Source organism: Streptomyces sp. JH34 (assembly GCF_029428875.1).
Lineage (GTDB): Bacteria > Actinomycetota > Actinomycetes > Streptomycetales > Streptomycetaceae > Streptomyces.
This window is the reverse complement of the sequence record NZ_JAJSOO010000001.1, coordinates 4,642,233-4,658,696: the sequence shown is the minus strand read 5'-3', so window position 1 is coordinate 4,658,696 and position 16,464 is coordinate 4,642,233. Positions and strand designations below refer to the sequence as shown.

The following is a 16,464-nucleotide window of genomic DNA, read 5'->3' as shown; positions in this document are numbered from 1 at the left end:
AGCGAGGGGGCTTCTTCGTGTGCGCGTCCTCCCAGGTCAGACGCCGGTGGTGACGCGGACGGTCCAGGCTCCCGACGGGGTCCGGTCGGCGACGTCGATACGGATGCGCTCGCCCGGCACGGTGTAGCGCTCGCCCTCCCGGAGGGGGGCGTCGGCGAGCGGCGGATAGACCGACCGGTCCCAGCAGGCGTCCGACTCGGGGTGGGTGTCCAGCACCTCGACCGGGCCGCCACCGGACGGCGTCGCGTTGCGGATGCGGTAGACGAGCACACCCTCGGTGCAGGTCGTCCGGTCGTTGCCCGTGGCGCTGCGGGCCTCGATGGCCAGGGCGCTGTCCGTGCCCGTCCTGACGACCGCGAGCCGGGTCCCGACGGACGCCCCGGGCAGGGGCACCTCGGCCATGGGCTGCAGCGTGAGGTCGGCGGCGCCCTGCACGCACACCACCTCCTCGCCCTCCAGCCAGCCGAGCTTCCACTTGTGCCAGCCGAACAGGTCGGGCGACAGTCCGAACTGGCTGCCCATCACGTCCCAGTCACCGACGTAGGTGTCCCAGTCGCCCTTCCCGTCCTCCGGCCGGTGGTACAGGTCCGCCAGGTCGAAGACGTGCCCGGTCTCGTGCGCGAGGACGTTCCGGTCCGGCGGGTGCTCCTCGAACACGGTGACCACGCGCCTGATGTCCGTGCCGTCCGCGCGTACCGGCCGGTCGAAGTTGACGACCTTGGTGGCGTCGGAGTCGACGCCGGGGGCGTCCGGGTCGGCGACGAGGTAGACGACGTCGTGCGCGGCGAAGTCGGTCTGCTCGTCGGCGGCCCTGATCGCGTCGCGCAGGTAGGCGCTGCGGCGCTCGGATCCCCAGTCACGCTGTATGCCGTACCAGGTGGACGGATGGGGCATGGCGGTCCACTGCCGCTGCGGGTGGGCGCGCAGGGTGAACTTCCCGTACGAGGCGCGCCGGAAGAAGCGGGTGGTGGAGGGGAAGTAGTCGGCGGCGAGCACCTCCGGGGACACCACGGGCTCGGAGTCGGGGAACGAGAGGAAGACCATGACCGCGTCGAGACCGTGTTCGGGGCGCGGGTAGGCGCCGTTCCAGGTGTCGAGCCCGAGGGAGTGGTGCGCTCCGGTCCTGGGCAGGGCGCACGGTCCCGCGTCGCGCGTGGCCGCCACGGCCGGCCCTGCGACCAGTCCGGTGGCGGCGAGCGCCAGGAGGGAGGTGAGGGCAGCCGCCGCACTGCGCAGTCTCGGCCTCTCCGGTCCCCCGGGTCCGTGCTGACGCGGCACATCTACCTCCGGGTGGCGAATGCGGGGCTTCCTCCTCACCCTGTGCCGATCCGGTGGCGCACGCCCTGTTGTGCTGCCCCACACGGGTCAGGGGAGGCCTGGCGGGCCATCCCCAGAAGGACGATCACATACACAGACAGTCACATTTGCTCACCCAGAAATTCGCAGGGAACAGATCGCCAGAAAATAGATCATCTCTGACCAATTCGCTGGAGCGCACCCTGACCGGCGCGGGCGCCACGCGGGCGTGGGCCATGCGCGTACCACGTGTCCGAAACGGTGGGCGCGCTGGAACGGCCGGCGCGCGACCCTCTATGCTTCACCTCGCTTTCCTGCGTGGTTGCCGCCCCTGGGACGGCGCTCCACTCCACGCGCCTGCCCGGCCATACCTGTTCACGACAATCTGCACAGCGGGAGCGAGCGGTGAGCGGAACCGACGAAGGGCCGACACCCCGGGCGGGCACGCCTCCCGGCTCCGGGCCACCAGAGGTCACACAGCGTGATCACCCGAGGCCGGGTCTCTCCGAGTTGCGCGACTACCGGGCCGCGTTCGCGGCGGCCGCCCTCCCGATGGCCGTCGTCGACCTCCGCGGCCAGGTCGTGACTCCGAACGACGCGCTGGGCGGGCTGCTCGGCAGGGACCCGGCGGCCCTGACCGGGCAACCCGCGGCAGACCTCGTCGGGCTGTCCTCGGACGGCCCCACCTGGCGGGCGTACAACGAGGTGCTGCGCGGCACCCGGCCCAGGCTCCGGTGCACCAGGCGGCTCAAGCACGCCGATGGCCGGCCGCTGTGGGCGGAGGTCACCGTCGTGCCGATGGGCGACCCCGCCGACGGCGCGGAGCGCGTGCTGCTGTCCGTCGCCGACATCAGCGACCGGCGGGAGCTTCGGGAGCGGCTGCGTCATCTGCGGATGCACGACCCCGTGACCAGGCTGCCCAACCGCACACTGTTCTTCGAACGGCTCGCGAGCGCCCTGGAGGCGCCGGACGCCGCAGGTACGCCGGAGGCGCCGCCCGGCCGGATCGGTCTCTGCTACCTGGACATCGACGGCTTCAAGGCGGTCAACGACACCCTGGGCCACCGCACCGGCGACCGGTTGCTCGCCGCCGTCGCCGCGCGGCTCACCGACTGCGCCGAGGCCGACGGGCACCGCACCGGCGGCCATCTGGTGGCGCGCCTCGGCGGTGACGAGTTCGCCATCCTCGTCGAGAAATCGTCGGGGACGCACCAGCTCACCGAGCTCGCCCGTTCGGTATGCGCCGCCCTCCAGCGGCCGTTCGAGGTGTCCGGACACCGATTGTCGGTCTCCGCGTCGATCGGTGTGGTGGAGCGGTCGTCCGCCGACACCTCGGCCACCGCCCTGATGCAGGCGGCGGACACCACGCTGTACTGGGCCAAGGCCGACGGCCGGGCCCGCTGGACCCTGTTCGACCCGGAGCGCAACGCCCACCGGATGACCCGGCAGGCGCTCTCCTCCACGCTCCGCCCGGCCGTCGACCGCGGGGAGTTCACGCTGGAGTACCAGCCGCTGGTCGGCATGGCGGACGAGGTCGTACGGGGTGTGGAGGCCCTGGTCCGCTGGAACCACCCGCGGTTCGGGCTGCTGGCTCCCAGCCGGTTCGTCCCGATCGCCGAGGAGGACGGCACCATCGTCCAGCTCGGCCGCTGGGTGCTGCGCACGGCCTGTCTCCAGGCGCGCCGCTGGCAGCTCGAACACCCGGAGGATCCCGCGCTCTTCATCAGCGTCAACATCGCCGTGCGGCAGCTCCGGGACTCGGATCTGGTCGCCGACGTCGCGGAGGTCCTGGCCGAGACCGGTCTGGAACCCGGTCTGCTGCAACTGGAGCTGACCGAATCGGCGGTCATGGGCTCCCCGGGCCGGCCACTGCGGGTGCTCGAGGCGCTCAGCGACATGGGGGTCCGCATCGCGATCGACGACTTCGGTACGGGCTACTCCAACCTCGCCTATCTGAGCCGGCTGCCCGTGTCCGTGCTGAAGCTGGACGGCTCCTTCGTACGCGGGTTCCGCCACGAGGGCGGCGCCCACCCCAGCCCGGCCGACGAGACGATCGTCGAGGCGATGGTGCAGCTGGCGCACCGCCTGGGCCTGACGGTCACCGCGGAGTGCGTGGAGACGTCGGGCCAGGCGGAGCGGCTGCGCCGGATCGGCTGCGACACCGGGCAGGGCTGGCTGTACTCACGTGCGGTGGCCCCGGAGCGGATCGCCGAGCTGATCGGCGCCAGGCCGCCGGAGGGCTGACCGGGTCAGCTCGCCCGGGGCAGGCCGTAGGCGTCGGCGATGAGCTCGTACGAGCGCAGCCGGGCCTCACCCCCGTGCGCGTTGGCCGTGATCATCAGCTCGTCGGCGCCGGTGCGCTTGGCCAGGTCGTCCAGGCCCGTGCGGACCTCGTCGGCCGTGCCGTGGACGATGTCCTTCAGCCAGCCGTCGACGAACTCGCGCTCCATGGGGCTGAAGTCGTACGCCTCCGTCTCCTCCGGGCTCGGCACGAGGCCCGGGCGTCCGGTGCGCAGCCGGACCATGGACAGGGCTCCGGTGAGCACCTGGCGCCTGGCCTCGCGCTCGTCGTCGGCGGCGAGTGCCGCGACCCCGATGAGGGCGTAGGGGGCGTCGAGCACCGCGGAGGGCTTGAAGGACTCCCGGTACAGGTCGAGGGCCGGCACCGTGTTGCGGGCCGAGAAGTGGTGGGCGAAGGCGAAGGGCAGGCCGAGGACACCGGCCAGCCGGGCGCTGAAGCCGGAGGAGCCCAGCAGCCAGACGGGCGGCCGCGCGGGCGACTGGACGCCACCGGGCGAGGTGGCCTGCACGGGTCCGGGGACGGCGTGGATGCGGGCGTAAGGGTGCCCGTCCGGGAAGTCGTCGTCCAGGAAGCGGGTCAGCTCGGCGAGCTGCTGAGGGAAGTCCTCGGCCCCCTCGTTCAGCCGGTCCGTGCGGCGCAGGGCGGCGGCGGTGGCGCCGTCCGTGCCGGGAGCGCGCCCCAGGCCGAGGTCGACGCGGCCGGGGGCCATCGCCTCCAGGGTCCCGAACTGTTCCGCGATCACCAGCGGGGCGTGGTTGGGCAGCATCACGCCGCCGGAACCGAGCCGGATGCGCTCGGTGTGGGCGGCCAGGTGCGCGAGGATCACGGCGGGGGACGAGGAGGCCACGCCGGGCATGGAGTGGTGCTCGGCGACCCAGAAGCGGTGGAAGCCACGGCTCTCGGCGAGCTTGGCGATGTCCACACTGGTGCGCAGGGCCTGGGTCGCCGTGCGGCCCTGGCCCACGGTCACCAGGTCGAGCACGGAGAGGGGCACGGAGGCCGTACCGCCCTTCGTGCCGCGAATCTGGTCGCCTCGGTTCTCGTCCACGTGTTCGGCCTCTCCGGTGCTACGTCTGTGTACCGGAGGGCAAACAGGAGGATGACTCCGCTTATTCCCGCGGCGGCCCGTCCGGGGCGTCTACTCCCGCACTTCGATGCCCTTGGGTTCGGCGGCGCCCAGCGGGGGCTCACGGGTGGCGAACAGGGTGCCCAGGGTGGGCGCCCAGATACGGCGTTCCGCCAGCCGGAGGCCTTCCCAGACGGCCACCTGGTTGGCGGTGAGCACCGGCTTGCCGAGGAGTTCCTCGAGCTCGGGGACGTGGGCGGCGGTGTGCAGGGCGTTGTCCGGGAGCAGGACCACCTCGGCGTCGGGGTGGTCCCCGGCCACGGCCAGCTCCTTCACGAGCTCCACGTCCGCGGCGGCGGCCTCGGACGCCGCGATGATGCCCCTGCCCCGGGTGGCGGCCACCTCGACGCCACCGGACTCCAGGAAGCCGGCGAAGAGCGCGGCGATGTCCTCGGAGTAGGTGGCGGCGACCGCGACCCGCGAGGCGCCCAGCTCACGCACGGCCTGGACGAAGGCGACGGAGGAGCTGGACGCGGGGAGCCCGGCCGCCCTGGCCAGGCCCGCCGCCTGCTCGTGCGCCCCGTCCCAGCCGTAGGCGAAACTGCCGCCCGAGCAGGCCCAGACGAGCGATTCGGCGCCTGCCAGGCGGAGTTCCTCGACACCGGCGCTGAGACGGTCGGGCGCACCCGCCTCGCGCAGGTTCTCGACCCTGCGGGCGTCCTCGTCGATGTCCGTATGGAAGAGCGGCACTCTGATGTCGCTGTCGAGCATGACCTCGATCCGCGGGAAGTCGTCCTCCGCGGCATGGCCCGGGTACAGAAGTCCTACGGTCGTCATGTCCGTCCTTCCCGTACGTTCCGGATGTCCCGCGGGCGCTCGCGCCACCGCTGCCCCTGCTGGGACAAGTATTCCCCTTCCGGCCCCCTGCCGTCGCCCGCAACGGGCGTGACCTGCGGTTCCTCCCGCAGGGTGAAGGCCCTGTTGACGGGCGTGTGCCCCGGTGCGAGCGTGGTCATTCCTGATGGCCACTCCCGTGATCCTCGTCCTGGACACCGACCCGCCACCGCGCCTGGGCAGGCTGACGGGCCGGGCCGTCGTGCGGCACGCCGACGGGCGGACACTGGCCGGACTGCTGCCCGAGGCGGACGTGCTGCTCGTCTGGGACTTCGCCTCCGACGCGGTCCGCGCGGCCTGGCCGGGGGACGGCCCCCGCCCCCGCTGGGTGCACACCGCGAGCGCCGGGGTGGACCGGTTGCTCTGCCCGGAGCTGGCCGCCTCCCCCACCGTCGTCACCAACGCCCGGGGCGTCTTCGAGCTGCCGATCGCCGAGTACGTCGCGGGGCTGGTGCTGGCCTTCGCCAAGGACCTCCCCCGCACCCTGGAACTCCAGCGGCAGCACCGGTGGGGCCACCGGGAGACCCGAGGGCTCGCCGGCACCCGCGCCGTGGTGGTCGGGGCGGGTCCGGTCGGCCGGGAGATCATGCGGCTGCTGGACGGCCTCGGCGTCCAGGTGGCACTCGTCGGGCGTACGGCACGGCGCACGATCCACGGCGTCGAGGACCTGGACCGGCTGGCGGCCGGTGCGGACTGGGTGATCGGCGCGGCCCCGCTGACGGACGCCACGCGCGGCATGTTCAACGCCCGCTTCTTCGGGCTGCTCCAGCCCTCCGCGCACTTCGTCAACGTGGGGCGCGGAGCGCTCACCGTCGAGGAGGACCTGGCCGAGGCCCTGCGCCGGCGGTGGATCGCTGGCGCCGCCCTCGACGTGTTCCAGCGGGAGCCCCTGGGTGCCTCCAGCCCCCTCTGGGGCGTGCCCCGTCTGCTGGTATCCCCGCACATGAGCGGGGACACGGCCGGCTGGCGCGACCGGCTGGGCGAACAGTTCGTCTCGATGTACGAACTCTGGGCCTCCGGTGCGCCGTTGCCCAACGTCGTGGACATGAGGAGCGGTTACGTACCCTCCACCGACATTCCGGACTGACGATCGGACATAACGGGTAGTCATGAAGACGGACCGCACGGGGAATACGCGCTGCGACCCGGCCGTCGCCCTGCGCCCATGACGAGACACGGGAAGGTCACCCTCCGGCCACCGTTCGATTACATGGCGGCGCTTGCTGCATAGGCGCCCCGGATCGGGCAGGTGCTCACCCTGTCCGGACCGTTCGAACATCCCCGATTTCTCCAGGAGACCGCGAACCATGGCTGACTTCCCTCACCTGTCCCGCCGGGGCTTCCTCAATCGATCCGCGGCCGTGGGAGGTCTGCTCGTCGTTCCGGGCCTGCTCTCCGCGTGCAGCAAGACCGACGCCGGCGCCGCTGACGGTGAGGGCGCGCTCGACAAGCTCCGCAAGCAGGGCTTCGTCCGGGTCGCGTACGCCAACGAGGCCCCGTACGGCTTCATGGAGGGCAAGGAGCTCAAGGGAGAGGCCCCCACCCTGCACCGGGAGATATTCAAGGCGCTCGGCGTCGACGAGCTGAAGCCCACCCTCTCGGAGTGGGACGGCCTCATCCCCGGCCTGCAGGCGGGCAAGTACGACGTGGTCAGCGCGGGCATGGCGATCACCCCCGAGCGGTGCGCCAACGCCCTCTTCTCCGAGCCGGAGTTCATCTCCCCCACCGCCCTGATGGTGAAGAAGGGCAACCCGAGGAAGGTCACCGACCTGGCGTCCGCGAAGGCGGCGGGGATCACCGTCGGCGTGATGTCGGGCGCGGTCGAGGCCTCGTACGCCAAGGGCGCGGGCATCGCCGAGGGCAAGATCAAGACGCTGCAGAAGCCGCAGGACGGCGCGGACGCCGTCAAGGGCGGCCGGATCGACGCCTTCCTGCTCACCGGCATCTCGCTGCGCTGGCTCGCCAAGACCAACCCGGACACCGAGGTCACCGAGGCGTTCGTCCCCGAGCTGGACGGCGAGCAGCAGTTCTCCCCGGGCGGCGCGGTCTTCCGCCAGGGCAACGAGGACCTGCGCGACTCCTTCAACCGCGAGCTCAAGAAGATCGTCTCGGACCGGTCGCGCTACGTCGAACTGCTCCAGGACTACGGCTTCGGCGCCACCGAGATCCCGCCGGCCACACTCAAGACGGCCGACCTGTGCAAGGGCTGACAAGGGCGGACCACACCGTATGAGTGACTTCTTCTCCACCCTTCTCGACGAACTGCCCCAGGTCGGCGCCGGCCTGTGGGTGACGGCCCAGGCCACCGTCCTGGGCTCCCTGCTCACCCTCCTCCTGTCGTTCACCCTGGGTCTGGCGGCCGGCAGCAGGCTGCTGCTGGTGCGCGGGGTCTCCCGGACCGTCGTGGAGTTCTTCCGCGGCACCTCGCTGTACATCCAGCTGTTCTGGCTCTACTACGCCATGCCTCAGCTGACGGGCTACGAGCTGACCCCGCTGCTCTGCGGTGTCGTCGCGTTCGGCCTGAACTACGGGGCGTACGGCGCCGAGATCGTGCGCGGCGCGGTCAACTCCGTGCCCCGCGCCCAGTACGAGGCGGCCGTGGCGCTGAACATGACGCCGCTGCACCGGATGCGGAAGGTGATCCTGCCCCAGGCATGGGTGCAGATGATCCCGCCCTTCACCAACCTGCTGATCCAGCTGCTGAAGTGCACGCCGCTGCTGTGGCTGATCTCCGCCGCCGACTTCATGACCACGATCGAGCACATCCGCAGCCTCACCGGTGAGACCGTCACCGCGTATCTGCTGCTGCTGGTCGTCTACTTCGTGCTCGCCTACACACTGACCCTGCTGATGAACCTGCTGGAGCGGTCGGCCAAGCGCCGGCTCGGCCTCCACACCGGCGGGCGCGGCCTGTTCAGGACCCGCACGGCGGAAGCCGTCACCACGGCCGGAGGTGCCCGGTGAACCGGACATTCGACTGGGACGCCGCCGGGGACGCCCTTCCCCTGCTGCTCGAAGGATTCCGGGTCACCCTGCTCGCCACCGTGCTCGGCACGCTCGTGGCGGCGGTGCTCGGGCTCGCCATCGCCGTGGCCGGCCGTGCGCCCTCCCGGTTCGTGACGGTGCCCGTGAAGGCGGTGATGGAGTTCGTGCGCGCCACCCCTCTGCTGGTCCAGCTGGTCGGCGCGGCGGCCCTCTTCACCTCCGTGGAACCGCTGACGATCGGCATCGTGGTCCTGGGCGTCCACTACGCCACGTACACCTCCGAGGTGTACCGGGCCGGGATCGACGGCGTGCCGAAGGGCCAGTGGGAGGCCTGCCGGGCGCTCTCGATGTCGCCCCGCCGGACCTGGCGGGCCGTGATCCTGCCGCAGGCGGTGCGCAACGTGCTGCCCGCACTCGGCAACTACGCGATCTCGATGTTCAAGGAGACCCCTTTCCTCGCCGTGATCACGGTGCACGAAATGGTCTTCGAGGCCCGCGGCTACGGCGCCGACCACTTCGCCTACACCGAGGCATTCACACTCGCCGGACTGGTCTTCCTGGTCGCGAGCTACCCCACGTCGCTGCTGATGAGAAAGCTGGAGAAGCGCCTTGGCCACTGAACCCGCCCCCCTCGAGAAGGTCACCGACGCGGCTGCGGACCCGCTGCTCACCGGTGTCGAGCCGCTCGTCCGCTTCGACAAGGTCGTCAAGCGCTACGGCGACCACGTGGTCCTGGACGAGCTGGACTTCGGCGTGCGGCGCGGCGAGCACGTCACGCTGATCGGGCCCAGCGGATCGGGCAAGACCACCATCCTGCGGCTGCTGATGACGCTGGAGAAGGTCAGTGACGGCGTGATCTGGGTGGACGGCTCGCCCCTCTCGCACGTGCGCAGGCCGGACGGTTCGCTGAGGCCCGCGGGCGAGAAGGAGCTGCGCGAGTCCCGGAAGAAGATCGGGATGGTCTTCCAGCAGTTCAATCTCTTCCCGAACATGAAGGTCCTCCAGAACATCACCGAGGCGCCGGTCAACGTCCTCGGCATGGACAAGGACGAGGCGGAGTCGCGGGCCCGGGAGCTGCTCGACCTGGTCGGGCTCTCCGGGAAGGTCGACGCCCACCCCTCCCAGCTCTCCGGCGGTCAGCAGCAGCGCGTCGCCATCGCCAGGGCGCTGGCCATGCGGCCGGAGATCCTGCTGCTCGACGAGGTGACGTCGGCCCTCGACCCCGAACTCGTCGCCGGGGTGCTGGACCTGCTGGGCGACATCGCCAGGACCACCGACATCACGATGCTCTGCGTGACCCACGAGATGAACTTCGCCCGGGACGTCTCGGAGAAGGTCCTGATGTTCGACGCGGGACGGGTCGTGGAGTCCGGCACACCGGAGAAAATATTCACCGACCCCGAGCACGAACGTACGCGCGAGTTCCTCAACGCGGTGCTGTGACCTCCCCTTCGGCGTGAAGCTCATGACAACGGCATATGCCGACCGGATGCGCCCCAGCTGACGGAGCCGGGGTGTGACGCCAACTCCTCTACAGGGCCTGTAATTCGGCCACTTGGCGACTATCGTGGACCGCGAGCTTCCGGTCACAACCTGGTAGAGGCCCTGGAGGGGGAACCGTGGCGTTGAAGCCCGAGCCGCAGGCGCCGTTCCATTCGGTGCACTACGCCCTGCGGGTGCTGGAGTCGGTGTCCGCGCACGGCGACGGGGTGACGACGGCCCGGATCTCCCGGGAGACGGGCCTCCCTGCCGGGCATCTGGCCCCTCTCCTGCTGACCCTGCGCCGCGAGGGGTACGTCGAGCAGATCGCCGACGGCGCGTACGTCGCCGGATCCTCGCTGCTGGAGCTCGGCTCCGGCACCGCCCGCAGGCGGGCCCTGGAGGCGAAGCTCCAGCAGACGCTGGTGCAGCTGCGGGATTCGGTCGGCGCGGCGGTCTACGTCAGCCGCTACGTCGACGGCGAGATCCGCGTCACACAGGTGGCCGACGGACCGCGCACGCCCGCCGTCAACGAGTGGGTGGACTTCCGCTCGGCGGCGCACGCCAGCGCGATCGGCAAGTGCCTGCTGACACAGCTCGACCAGAACGGCCGCCGCGACCACATGGCACGCCACCGGATCGCGCGGCTGACGTCCCGGACGATCACGAGCGAGAAGGTGCTCTTCTCGAAGCTGGACAGCCAGCCGGCGACGGTGCCGGTGCTCGATCTGCAGGAGTACGCCGTGGGCACGGTGTGCGCGGCCGTCCCGCTGACGGCGGGCTCGTCGGCCGGTTGCCTGGCCCTGTCCCTGCCGATCGAGCACGCGCACCGGCTGCGGGCCGCCGCGGCCACCCTGAACCGGCGCGCGGCACCGGTCCTGCTGTCACTGGCCCTCTGAGCGGGGATCGTCCTGCCCGCGTCCACCCGGGGCGGCGCCGGGCCCAGGGGCGTGGGGCTTCCGGGCGGAGTGCGGCAGGGTGCGGGCGCGTGTCATCAGCACCCCTGGGGACCAGGTATTATTTTCGAGTCAGCAGGCGCCGTTAGCTCAGTTGGTTAGAGCAGCTGACTCTTAATCAGCGGGTCCGGGGTTCGAGTCCCTGACGGCGCACAGACACCACAGTGGGCGGTCTCCTTCCGGGAGACCGCCCACTGTGCTTCGTGCCGCGTCCTGTCAGAACTGGACGTCGGAGCACGCGTAGAACGCGTTGGTGGTGTCCGCGACGTTCCAGACGGCCAGGACGATGTGCCTGCCGGTCTTCTGGGTGGGCATCGAGCCCTGGTGCGTCAGCGTCGCCGGGGGCTGCTGGTTCCCGTACGGCACCGTCATGAAGGGCTGCGATTCCAGGGCGGCCCTGGTGAGCGGCTTGGTGGAGTCCCAGCCGTTCTTGGTGATGTAGTACCGGAAGTCGCTCGTGGAGTGCCGGGCGGTGAACTGCCAGCGGAAGCTGTAGCCCTGCCCCGCGGTGACCTTGGTGGCGGGCCAGGCCCCACCGCGCGGGTCGTCGAGCTGGGCGAACTGGCTGTTCCCGCCGGAGCAGATCCTGCCGTCCGCCGGTCCTGCCGCCGGGAAGCCCTTGGGCCCCTCGACGCTCTGCGGCTCCCACTGGATGTTGCCGCAGTTGGCGACCGTGCCGTTGGCACAGAGCTTCTGCCGGCTGATGGGGGAATCCGTGTAGCCGTGACTGGTGGCGCTGCCGGTCGCGAACATGGAGACGCCCGCTATCGCCAGGCCGATGACGGCCGCGCTTGCCCTTTTCCGCATGAGTGTCGCTCCTCGAGAACGTGGGGGAAGTTCTGGGGATGTCCGGAGCGGTGCCGCGCGTACCGCCCGTGCGGTCTAGACCAAGTCCAGATTATTGACACGACATGGACATGTCCAGACCGATGTGGGCCGGGTTTCGGCGCGCCCCCGGGCGACCGGAGGCGGTCACACCCCGTCCCCACCGCTCCGGCCGGTGTAGAAGGCCACCGTCAGATCTCTGACCAGCGCCTTGTGCTCGTAGGCGTCGAGCTCGACGATGCCGCGTGCCGTCAGCCTGCCGACCGTGTCGTCCACGGCGTCGACCACGGAGGTCAGCACCCCGTCCCGGTGCTTCGCGTCGATGGCCGCCACCCGGCACCGCCGCATCGCCGCGGCGACCTCCGGGGCGTACTCGATACCGGTCGGCTGCGCGGAGTACACCTCGACGCCCACGGGCGCGCAGTCCGCCTTCAGCATCCGGGTCAGGGCGTCGCCCACCGCCTCCGCGTCGCGGAGGGTGTGGGTGTCCTCGTGGAAGGCGTCGGCGGGCAGCTGCGAGAGGACCCGGGCCAGGGCCGCCTCCACCTGGTCGCGCAGATAGCGCTCGTGGTCCGCGACGCCGAGCGCGGCGCGCGCGGTGTCCTTCACCCGCCAGACGACGAGGATCTCGACCCGCAGCGCGGTGCCGCTGGCGTCCACGGCGGGCAGCGGCTCGCTGCGCCAGTGCCGCAGGCGCACGTCGATCCGTCGGCGCCGCAGCAGCGGGGAGATCCAGAGGAGGCCGGTGCGCCGGACGCTCCCCCGGTAGCCGCCGCAGAGTGTCAGCACCGAGGCGTGTCCGGCCCGGCCCCGCCCCAGACCGCAGCACGTGAACAGCACCACGACCACCAGCAGGGCGAGCAGGGCCCAGGCCCCGGTCCCGATGCCGCCGTCCGGACGCGCCCCCAGTCCGAGCCGGCCGGTCACGGCGGCGGGCAGCGCGCCCTGCCACCACAGCACGGCGAGCCCGGCGGCCACCCCGGCGGCCGCCGTGAACAGCGCGGCCCACCCGGGCAGCACGGGGCCGGGCCGCTCGGTGAGCCGGGGGTCGGCGAGGGGTGAGGGCCTGGTGGGAGCCTGCACCTGGGGCGATCGCGGCACGGGGGGACGGCGGTCGCCGGGGCGCCGCGCGGCGCCGGTCCCCGCGGTGGTGCCGCCCGGGCCGGCGACCCTGGTGCCGGGGCCGTCGTCGCGGAAGAGCAGGTGCACGGGGATGGTCGCGGTGGTCTCGGTGGCGATGACGGGCTGCCGCCGCGCGGTACCCCACCAGGCGACCGGGTCCGCGGCACCGACGGTGAGCGCCACGGGGGCGCCCATCTCGTCACCGGACAGCCGGGGCGTACCGGGCGCGGTCCTCCCGAGGCCAGGCACCCCGCCACCGGGGTCCTCCTCCGCGCCCTCGCCGGGGTCCGCCACCGTGCCGGGCAGCGAATCCGGCACCTGCTCCATCAGCGCCGGCTGCGGCAACAGCGGCTCCGGCGGCACCGGTCCGGGACGCGGGCCCGGGGCCGGCGCACTCGGACCGGGTTCCGGCCCCGCACCCACGTCGAGATCGAGTTCCACCGGTGCGGCCAGGCCGACCACTGCCACCGCGTCCAGGGCCGGTCCCAGATCGGCCGGGACGTCCTCGTCCGCCACGGCCGCGGGCCCGGGCTCCGGGGAGGATTCCGGGTGCTCCGGGCACCCGGAGCATGCCGCCGTCGCGCAAGGCGGGGCATCCACCGCGGGAAGCGCCTCCTCCACGAGGGGATCAGCCGCCGCCGGTACTTCCTCCGGAGGCACGGCGTCCACCGGGGCATCCGGCGGAACCACCACCACCACCGGCTCCGGCTCCGCGCCGGGCTCCGGGAGGCGTACCCCGTGGTCGCCCGTCACCGCCTGCCCCGGCGCGCCCCCCGTGCCGGGCCCGGGCACGAGCACCCGCGTCTCCCGCTCGCCCAGCTCGTCCCACTCGCCCCGTACGTTCTCCGTGGATCGCATTCCCGCCTCCGTCATGTCCGTTCCGTCACTTCAGCCGTCACGCGAAGAGCCGCCGCCATGTCTCCGGTCCCGGATAGCCGTCGGCCGCGCTGCCGCTCCAGCCCTGGGCACGCTGGAACGCCTCGACGTTGCGGCGGTCCGCCTCCGTCCAGTGCGGGCCGGGGCCCGTCACGTAGTGCGTGCCGTATCCCCTCTTCACCAGCCGGTCACCGAGCTTCCGCACGTGGTCGTTGGACTGCCCGGGAGCGAAGAACCTCTTCCCCGGGTAGGCCACGGTGCCGCCCGGGGTGCTGCCGGTCCCGGCGGCGGGGATCCTGTGCCCGGTGCCCTTGACCAGCAGGCTCCAGGTGCCCGGGCCCGGGAGGCCGTCCGCCTCCTCGCCCTTCCACCCCTGTGCCAGCTGGAACGCCTGCGTCGCCCGCTTGTCCGCGTCGCTCCAGCGCGGCCCCGCACCCGTCGTGTAGAAGCGCTTGCCGCCCTGGGCGATCAGCAGCTGCCCGAGCCGGGTCACGTGCGCGTTGTTCTTCCCGGGGCCGAACTTCGAGGCCCCGGGGAACCCGGTCGACCCGCTGCCGCTCGCGCCGCTGACGATCCCCTTGTAGCGGTAGGCGACGTACTTCGAGGAGTTGCTCCAGTACGCCATCGGCGTCGTCGCCTTCCTCGCGTGCGGGCTGGTCTGCTCGTAGGCGAGGTAGTGGGTGTGCGTGAGGTCGGTCCAGCCGCCGAAGACCGTGACGTGCGATCCCACCGAGGGGTCCGCCGGATTGTGGAAGAGGAGGATGTCGCCGGGCTCCAGATCGGCTCGGGCGATCTTCGTACCGAAGTCGGCGAGGCTGCCGGTCCACTCGTTCGTGCCGAGGTTCCACGCCATCGACACGAAACCCGAGCAGTCCTGGCGGTAGCCGTCCGACCAGTACGCCGCCATGTCGTACGGGACCTTCGCCGTCACCCACTTCTGGGCGCGGTTGACGATGTCGGTCCGGGTCGTCGTGCGCTGCGCGGTGCCCGGGGCGGAGGGCGGTCCCGAGGCTCCACTGCCACTGAGGGGCCCCACCGCGCCCTGCGGACTGCCCGGCTGTGGGTCCACCGCCGTGTCGGCGCGCGCGCCCCGTCCGGCGGCGGTCGCGGCGGCCTGGCCCGCCCCGCAGGACAGGACCACGCCGGCCGCGGTGACCATGACCAGCGCCCGCCGCGCGCCGTGCGCGCCGCGGTGGCCACCATGCCGTACGGGCAGCGTCGCGGCGGTACGACGACGCCGGGCGCAGCCCGGACAGCCGCAGTCGTCAGGGGGTTCGTACTCCTCGAAGACCGGCACAGTCATGCGGCTCCTCTTTCCCTTCGGCAGTCGTCCAGATCTTCCATCGATCAACATTCACGGCATATCTCATGTTGACTGACTAAAGGGACAAAACGACCATCCGACAGGCCGCATCGAAGAGGAATTGGTCAGGAGCAGTCCCGCACGTCGGGTAAAGTTCTCCAGGTCAGCAGGCGCCGTTAGCTCAGTTGGTTAGAGCAGCTGACTCTTAATCAGCGGGTCCGGGGTTCGAGTCCCTGACGGCGCACGCCAAAGCGAGGCCCCCTCACCGAGTGTGAGGGGGCCTCGCTGCTGTGCACGACGGCGCGGAGCGGGCATCCGCGAGTCTCCGGGGCGAGGGACGGACACGGATCAGCGGTGTCACGGGCAGAGACCCCACCGCCGTGCGCACAGGCAGGAGTCATGCAGGGCCACCGCGTGCGGGCGGGTGCCCATGACGTCGACCGCGTCGGCCGACCGGCGGCACCAGGCCTCCTTCCCGGACGGCCCAGCCGCGGGTTCCCTCCGCATCCGCATGCCGGGAGGCCGCGACGCGGGACGAGCGGCGTTGACTAGAATCGCTTGTCATGTCGAAACCTGACGAACTGCTTGTCGAAGTCGCGGCCTTGGTGGAGTCCGGGCACAGCAACCAGATGACTCTGACCGTGGTTGCCGGCGGCGCTGTCATCACGGGTCGGCTGGCTCCTGAAGCCGTCTGGAGGCAGCGGGTGTCCGAGGTCCTCGCGGACTCGGCGCGCCTCAATGCGTTCTCCGCCGCCTTCACCACTCGGGCATCCGAGGAGAAGGCGCCCACACATCTGCATTTCCATGTGGCGCGCATTCTGCAGGGCACGGTGGGGATCCCGGAGACAGGCGGCATGTACCGCGTGGCGATCGAAGACGTCAGCGCCTGGACGGTGGGCGACTTCAGCTACTCCGACCAGTGAGACACCGCGCCGCGTGCCGACGGGCCACGCGGCAAGGGTGAGGGTCCGGCCGGCGGATGCCGGCCGGACCCTCACCGTTGTTCAGTCGGCGGCGCGGGCTGCCCGTCGGTCAGACGGCGGCAGGGGCGCCGAGCATCTCGGAAGCATGCTGGAGCGGGCTGAGGACAGGCTTGGCCTCGGCGTCCTGACGCGGTCCGGGGCAGGTGAAGCCGAGCCGGGTCATGGCCCGGAGAACTTCACCGGCGCTGAAATCGCGGCGGTCCTGGCCCGTGATGAGCTGCCCGACCTGCTTGACCGGGTAGGTGCGGCGGCCGATGATCACGGACTCGCCGGTGACCTGTTCGGGCTTGACGCCCTTCATCGCTTCCATGACGCCGCTCTTGGTGAGGTCGAACGGGAAGCGGGCGATGACACAGCGCATGATGCCTCACAGGGAG

General features: G+C 71.6%; 15 protein-coding genes and 2 tRNA genes. 10 read left to right on the top strand and 7 right to left on the bottom strand.

Features of this window, described 5'->3' with window-relative positions; translation table 11 throughout:
* Positions 1–36 precede the first annotated feature (36 nt).
* Positions 37–1,278: a M6 family metalloprotease domain-containing protein gene (locus LWJ43_RS20830; protein WP_277333733.1), complete on the bottom strand. Its 1,242-nt coding sequence runs from the start codon at positions 1,276–1,278 to the stop codon at positions 37–39.
* 423 nt (positions 1,279–1,701) lie between these two features.
* Between LWJ43_RS20830 and LWJ43_RS20825 the strand changes: the two genes are divergently transcribed.
* A complete protein-coding gene (locus LWJ43_RS20825) occupies positions 1,702–3,540 on the top strand; it encodes a putative bifunctional diguanylate cyclase/phosphodiesterase (RefSeq protein WP_277333732.1) in 1,839 nt (612 codons plus the stop codon).
* 5 nt (positions 3,541–3,545) lie between these two features.
* On the opposite strand, the gene LWJ43_RS20820 is transcribed toward LWJ43_RS20825, so the two are convergent.
* Together LWJ43_RS20820 and LWJ43_RS20815 are read right to left on the bottom strand one after the other, a co-directional pair.
* The gene (locus LWJ43_RS20820; RefSeq protein WP_277333731.1) at positions 3,546–4,646 is read right to left on the bottom strand and encodes an LLM class flavin-dependent oxidoreductase; all 1,101 of its coding nucleotides are present in this window, start codon (positions 4,644–4,646) and stop codon (positions 3,546–3,548) included.
* Positions 4,647–4,736: 90 nt separating this feature from the next.
* Positions 4,737–5,501 (bottom strand): maleate cis-trans isomerase family protein, encoded by a 765-nt coding sequence (locus LWJ43_RS20815; RefSeq protein WP_277333730.1) that lies wholly within the window; start codon positions 5,499–5,501, stop codon positions 4,737–4,739.
* 184 nt (positions 5,502–5,685) lie between these two features.
* On the opposite strand from LWJ43_RS20815, the gene LWJ43_RS20810 reads away from it, so the two are divergent.
* From LWJ43_RS20810 to LWJ43_RS20780, 7 genes are all read left to right on the top strand, one after another.
* Positions 5,686–6,645 carry a D-2-hydroxyacid dehydrogenase gene (locus LWJ43_RS20810; protein WP_277333729.1) on the top strand — a complete coding sequence of 320 codons (960 nt, stop codon included), beginning with the start codon at positions 5,686–5,688 and terminating at the stop codon, positions 6,643–6,645.
* A 220-nt stretch (positions 6,646–6,865) separates the two neighbouring features.
* Positions 6,866–7,768, top strand: coding sequence for an ectoine/hydroxyectoine ABC transporter substrate-binding protein EhuB (ehuB, locus tag LWJ43_RS20805; protein WP_277333728.1), 903 nt, complete (start codon positions 6,866–6,868; stop codon positions 7,766–7,768).
* A gap of 19 nt (positions 7,769–7,787) precedes the next feature.
* Positions 7,788–8,522 carry an ectoine/hydroxyectoine ABC transporter permease subunit EhuC gene (ehuC, locus tag LWJ43_RS20800; protein ID WP_277333727.1) on the top strand — a complete coding sequence of 245 codons (735 nt, stop codon included), beginning with the start codon at positions 7,788–7,790 and terminating at the stop codon, positions 8,520–8,522.
* Positions 8,519–9,163: an ectoine/hydroxyectoine ABC transporter permease subunit EhuD gene (gene ehuD / locus LWJ43_RS20795; RefSeq protein WP_277333726.1), complete on the top strand. Its 645-nt coding sequence runs from the start codon at positions 8,519–8,521 to the stop codon at positions 9,161–9,163. Before ehuC ends, ehuD begins: the two co-directional genes overlap by 4 nt.
* Positions 9,153–9,986 carry an ectoine/hydroxyectoine ABC transporter ATP-binding protein EhuA gene (gene ehuA, locus LWJ43_RS20790; protein ID WP_462100898.1) on the top strand — a complete coding sequence of 278 codons (834 nt, stop codon included), beginning with the start codon at positions 9,153–9,155 and terminating at the stop codon, positions 9,984–9,986. The genes ehuD and ehuA overlap by 11 nt, the downstream gene beginning before the upstream one ends.
* A 176-nt stretch (positions 9,987–10,162) precedes the next feature.
* Complete coding sequence (locus LWJ43_RS20785) at positions 10,163–10,921, top strand: IclR family transcriptional regulator (protein ID WP_277333725.1); 759 nt, start codon at positions 10,163–10,165, stop codon at positions 10,919–10,921.
* 136 nt (positions 10,922–11,057) lie between these two features.
* A tRNA-Lys gene (locus LWJ43_RS20780) sits at positions 11,058–11,131 on the top strand.
* Positions 11,132–11,194: 63 nt separating this feature from the next.
* Here LWJ43_RS20780 and LWJ43_RS20775 read toward each other — a convergent pair.
* The 3 genes from LWJ43_RS20775 to LWJ43_RS20765 all read right to left on the bottom strand — a co-directional run bounded on the left by LWJ43_RS20775 (position 11,195) and on the right by LWJ43_RS20765 (position 15,104).
* Positions 11,195–11,785: a lytic polysaccharide monooxygenase auxiliary activity family 9 protein gene (locus LWJ43_RS20775; RefSeq protein WP_277333724.1), complete on the bottom strand. Its 591-nt coding sequence runs from the start codon at positions 11,783–11,785 to the stop codon at positions 11,195–11,197.
* 165 nt (positions 11,786–11,950) lie between these two features.
* Complete coding sequence (locus tag LWJ43_RS20770; protein WP_277333723.1) at positions 11,951–13,783, bottom strand: SPFH domain-containing protein; 1,833 nt, start codon at positions 13,781–13,783, stop codon at positions 11,951–11,953.
* A 37-nt stretch (positions 13,784–13,820) separates the two neighbouring features.
* On the bottom strand, positions 13,821–15,104 hold the full coding sequence (locus LWJ43_RS20765) for a peptidoglycan-binding protein (protein ID WP_277333722.1): 1,284 nt from the start codon (positions 15,102–15,104) through the stop codon (positions 13,821–13,823).
* Between the two features lie 170 nt (positions 15,105–15,274).
* On the opposite strand from LWJ43_RS20765, the gene LWJ43_RS20760 reads away from it, so the two are divergent.
* Both LWJ43_RS20760 and LWJ43_RS20755 read left to right on the top strand, forming a co-directional pair.
* Positions 15,275–15,348, top strand: a tRNA-Lys gene (locus LWJ43_RS20760).
* Positions 15,349–15,667: 319 nt separating this feature from the next.
* Positions 15,668–16,027 carry a hypothetical protein gene (locus tag LWJ43_RS20755; protein WP_277333721.1) on the top strand — a complete coding sequence of 120 codons (360 nt, stop codon included), beginning with the start codon at positions 15,668–15,670 and terminating at the stop codon, positions 16,025–16,027.
* A 109-nt stretch (positions 16,028–16,136) separates the two neighbouring features.
* On the opposite strand, the gene LWJ43_RS20750 is transcribed toward LWJ43_RS20755, so the two are convergent.
* Complete coding sequence (locus tag LWJ43_RS20750; protein ID WP_277333720.1) at positions 16,137–16,448, bottom strand: SCO5918 family protein; 312 nt, start codon at positions 16,446–16,448, stop codon at positions 16,137–16,139.
* Between the last annotated feature and the right edge of the window lie 16 nt (positions 16,449–16,464).

Excerpts from the sequence above, each read along its gene's own strand:
- LWJ43_RS20815 (WP_277333730.1), bottom strand. The coding sequence starts at position 5,501 with ATGACGACCGTAGGACTTCTGTACCCGGGCCATGCCGCGGAGGACGAC.
- LWJ43_RS20810 (WP_277333729.1), top strand. The coding sequence starts at position 5,686 with ATGGCCACTCCCGTGATCCTCGTCCTGGACACCGACCCGCCACCGCGC.
- ehuB (WP_277333728.1), top strand. The coding sequence starts at position 6,866 with ATGGCTGACTTCCCTCACCTGTCCCGCCGGGGCTTCCTCAATCGATCC.
- ehuC (WP_277333727.1), top strand. The coding sequence starts at position 7,788 with ATGAGTGACTTCTTCTCCACCCTTCTCGACGAACTGCCCCAGGTCGGC.
- LWJ43_RS20775 (WP_277333724.1), bottom strand. The coding sequence starts at position 11,785 with ATGCGGAAAAGGGCAAGCGCGGCCGTCATCGGCCTGGCGATAGCGGGC.
- LWJ43_RS20770 (WP_277333723.1), bottom strand. The coding sequence starts at position 13,783 with ATGCGATCCACGGAGAACGTACGGGGCGAGTGGGACGAGCTGGGCGAG.
- LWJ43_RS20765 (WP_277333722.1), bottom strand. The coding sequence starts at position 15,104 with ATGACTGTGCCGGTCTTCGAGGAGTACGAACCCCCTGACGACTGCGGC.
- LWJ43_RS20755 (WP_277333721.1), top strand. The coding sequence starts at position 15,668 with ATGTCGAAACCTGACGAACTGCTTGTCGAAGTCGCGGCCTTGGTGGAG.
- LWJ43_RS20750 (WP_277333720.1), bottom strand. The coding sequence starts at position 16,448 with ATGCGCTGTGTCATCGCCCGCTTCCCGTTCGACCTCACCAAGAGCGGC.